General features: G+C 55.1%; 5 protein-coding genes and 3 pseudogenes. All 8 read left to right on the top strand.

Annotated features, from left to right (window positions below; genetic code table 11):
• Nucleotides 1-242: 242 nt before the first annotated feature.
• Nucleotides 243-1,190: an NAD(P)-dependent alcohol dehydrogenase gene (locus PseAD21_RS22865; protein WP_102358004.1), complete on the top strand. Its 948-nt coding sequence runs from the start codon at nt 243-245 to the stop codon at nt 1,188-1,190.
• Nucleotides 1,187-1,561, top strand: a pseudogene (locus tag PseAD21_RS22860) (helix-turn-helix transcriptional regulator); the annotation flags it as partial. The gene PseAD21_RS22865 and the pseudogene PseAD21_RS22860, both read left to right, overlap by 4 nt.
• A pseudogene (locus PseAD21_RS22855) lies at nt 1,488-2,012 on the top strand (hypothetical protein); the annotation flags it as partial. The pseudogenes PseAD21_RS22860 and PseAD21_RS22855, both read left to right, overlap by 74 nt.
• A 37-nt stretch (nt 2,013-2,049) precedes the next feature.
• Nucleotides 2,050-2,559 (top strand): hypothetical protein, encoded by a 510-nt coding sequence (locus tag PseAD21_RS30115; protein ID WP_256588241.1) that lies wholly within the window; start codon nt 2,050-2,052, stop codon nt 2,557-2,559.
• Nucleotides 2,559-2,891 carry a hypothetical protein gene (locus tag PseAD21_RS22845; protein ID WP_102358000.1) on the top strand — a complete coding sequence of 111 codons (333 nt, stop codon included), beginning with the start codon at nt 2,559-2,561 and terminating at the stop codon, nt 2,889-2,891. The genes PseAD21_RS30115 and PseAD21_RS22845 overlap by 1 nt, the downstream gene beginning before the upstream one ends.
• The gene (locus PseAD21_RS22840; RefSeq protein WP_102357998.1) at nt 2,888-3,178 is read left to right on the top strand and encodes a tail fiber assembly protein; all 291 of its coding nucleotides are present in this window, start codon (nt 2,888-2,890) and stop codon (nt 3,176-3,178) included. The genes PseAD21_RS22845 and PseAD21_RS22840 overlap by 4 nt, the downstream gene beginning before the upstream one ends.
• 110 nt (nt 3,179-3,288) lie before the next feature.
• Complete coding sequence (locus PseAD21_RS29605; RefSeq protein WP_146011309.1) at nt 3,289-3,609, top strand: hypothetical protein; 321 nt, start codon at nt 3,289-3,291, stop codon at nt 3,607-3,609.
• A gap of 147 nt (nt 3,610-3,756) precedes the next feature.
• A pseudogene (locus PseAD21_RS30110) lies at nt 3,757-3,876 on the top strand (cell wall hydrolase); the annotation flags it as partial.

Below are 3,876 nucleotides of genomic sequence, written 5' to 3'. Positions count from 1 at the left end.
GCCGGGCCGACGTCTTCGCGAGCAAGCCCGCTCCCACCATTGATCTTCGTTGCTTTGAGCATTGAGTTCGCTTACCTGATCGGTACTCGCGTGAGTACGCCAGGATCCTGAACCTGCGGAGCACACAAAACGACTTTCACAAATGGTGCCATAAATTGGCACCACCGGGTTTTATGCTGCGCTTCTCAGGCAGAGATACCCATCCAGTCTCGTCGCTGCCTGCTCTGTGAAGGAACTGCGCCATGCCCGGATTTGAACGTATTCAGTACAACAACTATGGTGGCCCGGAGGTGATGCGGATCGAAGATTTCGAACTGCTCGCACCTGGCAACGGGGAAGTGGCGGTGCGGGTAAAGTTCGCTGCCATCAATCCAATCGACTGGAAGCTGCGCGACGGACAAATGAAAATCGTGACTGGCAGGGCTTTTCCCCGGGCGATGGGGATGGACTTCTCCGGGATCGTCACGGCCGTCGGTCACGGTGTAACGCGGCTTCGGGTAGGTGACGCCGTATTTGGTCTTGCCCGCTTCAAGGAAAGTGGCGCGCTCGGCCAGGCGGTGGTGACAAAGGAGACGCTCCTTGCCAAAAAGCCCGACAGTGTTTCCTTCGAGGATGCGGCATGTTTGGGCACTCCAGGCGTTACCGCGTGGAACGGGCTGATCGACAAGGCAAAGCTGCGTGCTGATCAGCATGTCTTCATCAACGGGTGTGCCGGGGCGGTCGGCGAAGCCGCTGTGCAGATCGCACGGCTTTTCGGTGCCGTTGTCTCCGGTAGCTGTAGCGCCCGGGACATGGAACGGGCCAGAGCACTCGGCGTGCAGACCGTCTACGACTACCGCACGATGGATCTCTCAACGATCACTACGCGCTTCGACGTGGTCTTCGATACCGCCGCGACAATGAAAATGTCGGCGGGGATGGCCATGCTGCGGCAAAGCGGCGTGTTGCTGGATCTGAATCCCGGCCCGGGCAAGTTCATCCGGGCGATCTTCGATCGACGGCTGAAGCCTGTTATCGGTTCGCCACGTGCCGATATTCTCGAGAAGCTTGCGGATGCTGCCCGGGAGAACAACCTCAGAATGCCCATTGGAGAAATCGTTTCGCTGAACGCAGCGATCCAGCTAATCACAGAACTTGAAAAAGGGCGCAAGCTTGGCGGTAAAGGCATCGTCGCGATGGAGCCGGAATGACCAGAAGTCATCGATTATTTGACCTGATGCAAGCACTTCGCCGACACCGCAGGACGGTGTCAGGCAAAGCGCTTGCGCATGAGCTGGGTGTGTCTTTGCGCACCATCCGCCGTGACGTCGCCACACTTCAGGAGATGGGCGCCGACATCGAGGGCGAACCAGGTGTCGGCTACATTCTGCGACCAGGATTTCTTCTGCCCCCACTGTCTTTCACCGAAGAGGAAATATATGCGCTGGCAATCGGCGCCCAGTGGGTGAGTCGCCAAGCCGACGATTCACTCACCCTCGCCGTAACGAACGCACTGGCCAAGATCAATGCCGTTCTTCCCGCTGATATGCGCTCGGCCCTGGACGATGACACGGTCTACGTGGTCAGCGGGCAACTGGGTTGGGTTCTACATCAGGACATACAGCAGCGCCACCGCTCAGCCGAACGGCCGCTATTTCGTTGCCGCGTTTGCCGCACAAGCTGTCGCCCAATACGGCATGCGGCTTTGGGACGGCGCCGGAAAAATGCTGTTCGACTCCGGAACGCCTAACGCAACATTTACGCGAGCTTTCCAAAACTGGACTTACGTCAAGTCGGATCAGGATGATCAGGGCCTGTACCGAAATTATTATTCTGTGCCGTTCAGCTTTCCCCAAAACGAATTCATGCTCATCAATAACTTCGGAATGACCATGGTTTCTGGCGGGACGATCCCAAGGCAGCTTTATTGCACGTGGGATTTCGTCGGAGGCACGCTCTACGCCGTTACTGTTGCCGCCAATAACCCTTACGCGTTTTTCCTCCCGGCGTTATTTGCCAAGATGAGCGCGTGAGCTCCCGCGATTAATCACTCAAAATCAGGATTTTTTAATGTCCAAGCAGACGATCAATCTCGGCACTGCTCCTACCGGCGTGGGCGGTGATACGCCCCGTAGTGCGTTTACCAAAACCCAGAGCAACTTCGACGAGCTATACGCCGCCGACGCAGTCAACTACAAGCGTGCCAATATCGTTGGCTCGGTCTCGCAATCTGGCGGCGTGCCCACCGGTGCGATCATTGAAGTCGGCAGCAATTCCAATGGTGAGTACGTGAAGTTCGCCAATGGCACGCAGATATGCAGGTTTTTGTATAGCGGAGCCTTGGCCCTTGATTCCCCTCTTTATGGCGCCTTTGTCTCTGGCTGGATCTCGTGGACTTTTCCATCAGGCTTCGTTTCGAGGCCGAACGTCATCGTCACTCCACGCGATGACACGGCGCTTTTTGGATTTGTCTCTGCTTCAGGGAACGGTGGCATTGAGAACATTCGCCTTGGGCAGAATGCCGCTTCTGGCTCGTTCATTCGCTCTGCAAACTTCGTTGCATTCGGCAGGTGGTTTTGATGAATATTTTTCTTTCCCCACAACGACTGGACGCCTCGCTTGAAGTGGCAAGGGCTGGCAGTTCACTGATTCTCAACGGAGAGACCTTTGACTTTTCGGCAATGGCAGACGGCGACACGCTGCCAGCAAGCGCGATCAGCTCTATCTGGTTTGCTGGGCAGGTAGATAAAGAGGGCGGCGTACTGTCGATCACGCTGCTGTTGCCGATTCCGTCGAACTTCAGTCAGGAGCAGGCATTCCCGGCACCGCTGATCAACGTGCCGGAGGGGCGAGTTGCGCTCCCGCAGCCCTTACCTATTCAAATCGCCCAGATACAGGAGCCAGAGGCATGAGCAACATTGATTGGAGCCAACTGGTTACCGCTGAAATGAAGGCCGTGAAGCTAATAGCCCAACAGCTTACCGATGCAATCGCCGAGTCAGGCCGCCGCCGAAAAGAGGCAGACCATGAAATCGAACCTTTACAGGACGCGGTGGACATTGATGAGGCAACCGAAGCTGGCTTGAACCTGTTAAAGCTCTGGAAGAAATACCGAGTCGCACTGAGCAAGGTAGAAACGCAATCGACTTATCCCGCCAATATCGACTGGCCAGTGCCACCAGATAGTAGGTCCTTCTGATGCTCCGTTTCTAGCAATCATGTGAAAGCGCCATCATCGGATGCTGCATTTCTGATCCAGTGTGTGTAATATGACAAAATGAAGTACGCCACGGAAATCTGGAAGTTCGAATGGAAAGGAATCGTTCTGCATCAAAAAATCAGAACTTAGCAACCTGTCAGCTTTTCGCTGTTCCAGCCGCATCTGAACGCACCGGATTAGTGGAGTTATTTACTGCGATCGAATGTTCGTTGAAGCGATCACCGGTGAATGTGTTGCGAACGGTTGAATGGCTTCGCGAGAGCGCCGCGCGCTCAGAGCAGGAGTGGCAGAATAAAACAGTTGGTTTTCTGACCGCTTGTTGGGCCTTCGGCGCATTAGACTTAGCTACTCTCAAGCACCTTGAAGAGCGAATTATCGTAATCAGTTTTTGGGGCTGCCCATCTTATTAATACCTTTATTTACCTATGAGGGCAGTAAGTCCTGACTGCCGTACGTTGCCCTATTGTTTAGAAATTAGGTCTACCTCGTAGCAACAAAATTTAGAGTAAGTCCAAAGCCCGCCATGACGCGGGCTTTTTTTTGCCTGGAGAAAAGTGATGACTGCAACCGAGAAAGACCGCGACATACTCGCCCGCACGCTGTGGGGCGAAGCCCGCGGCGAGGGAACCGTCGGCCAGATCGCCGTGGCGTGGACGATCCGCAACCGTGTTTTCGAT

This window comes from Pseudomonas sp. AD21 (assembly GCF_002878485.1).
Classification (GTDB): domain Bacteria; phylum Pseudomonadota; class Gammaproteobacteria; order Pseudomonadales; family Pseudomonadaceae; genus Aquipseudomonas.
This window is presented reverse-complemented; position numbering and strand designations above follow the sequence as displayed.

Excerpts from the sequence above, each read along its gene's own strand:
- PseAD21_RS30115 (WP_256588241.1), top strand. The coding sequence starts at position 2,050 with ATGTCCAAGCAGACGATCAATCTCGGCACTGCTCCTACCGGCGTGGGC.
- PseAD21_RS22845 (WP_102358000.1), top strand. The coding sequence starts at position 2,559 with ATGAATATTTTTCTTTCCCCACAACGACTGGACGCCTCGCTTGAAGTG.
- PseAD21_RS29605 (WP_146011309.1), top strand. The coding sequence starts at position 3,289 with ATGGAAAGGAATCGTTCTGCATCAAAAAATCAGAACTTAGCAACCTGT.
- PseAD21_RS22865 (WP_102358004.1), top strand. The coding sequence starts at position 243 with ATGCCCGGATTTGAACGTATTCAGTACAACAACTATGGTGGCCCGGAG.
- PseAD21_RS22840 (WP_102357998.1), top strand. The coding sequence starts at position 2,888 with ATGAGCAACATTGATTGGAGCCAACTGGTTACCGCTGAAATGAAGGCC.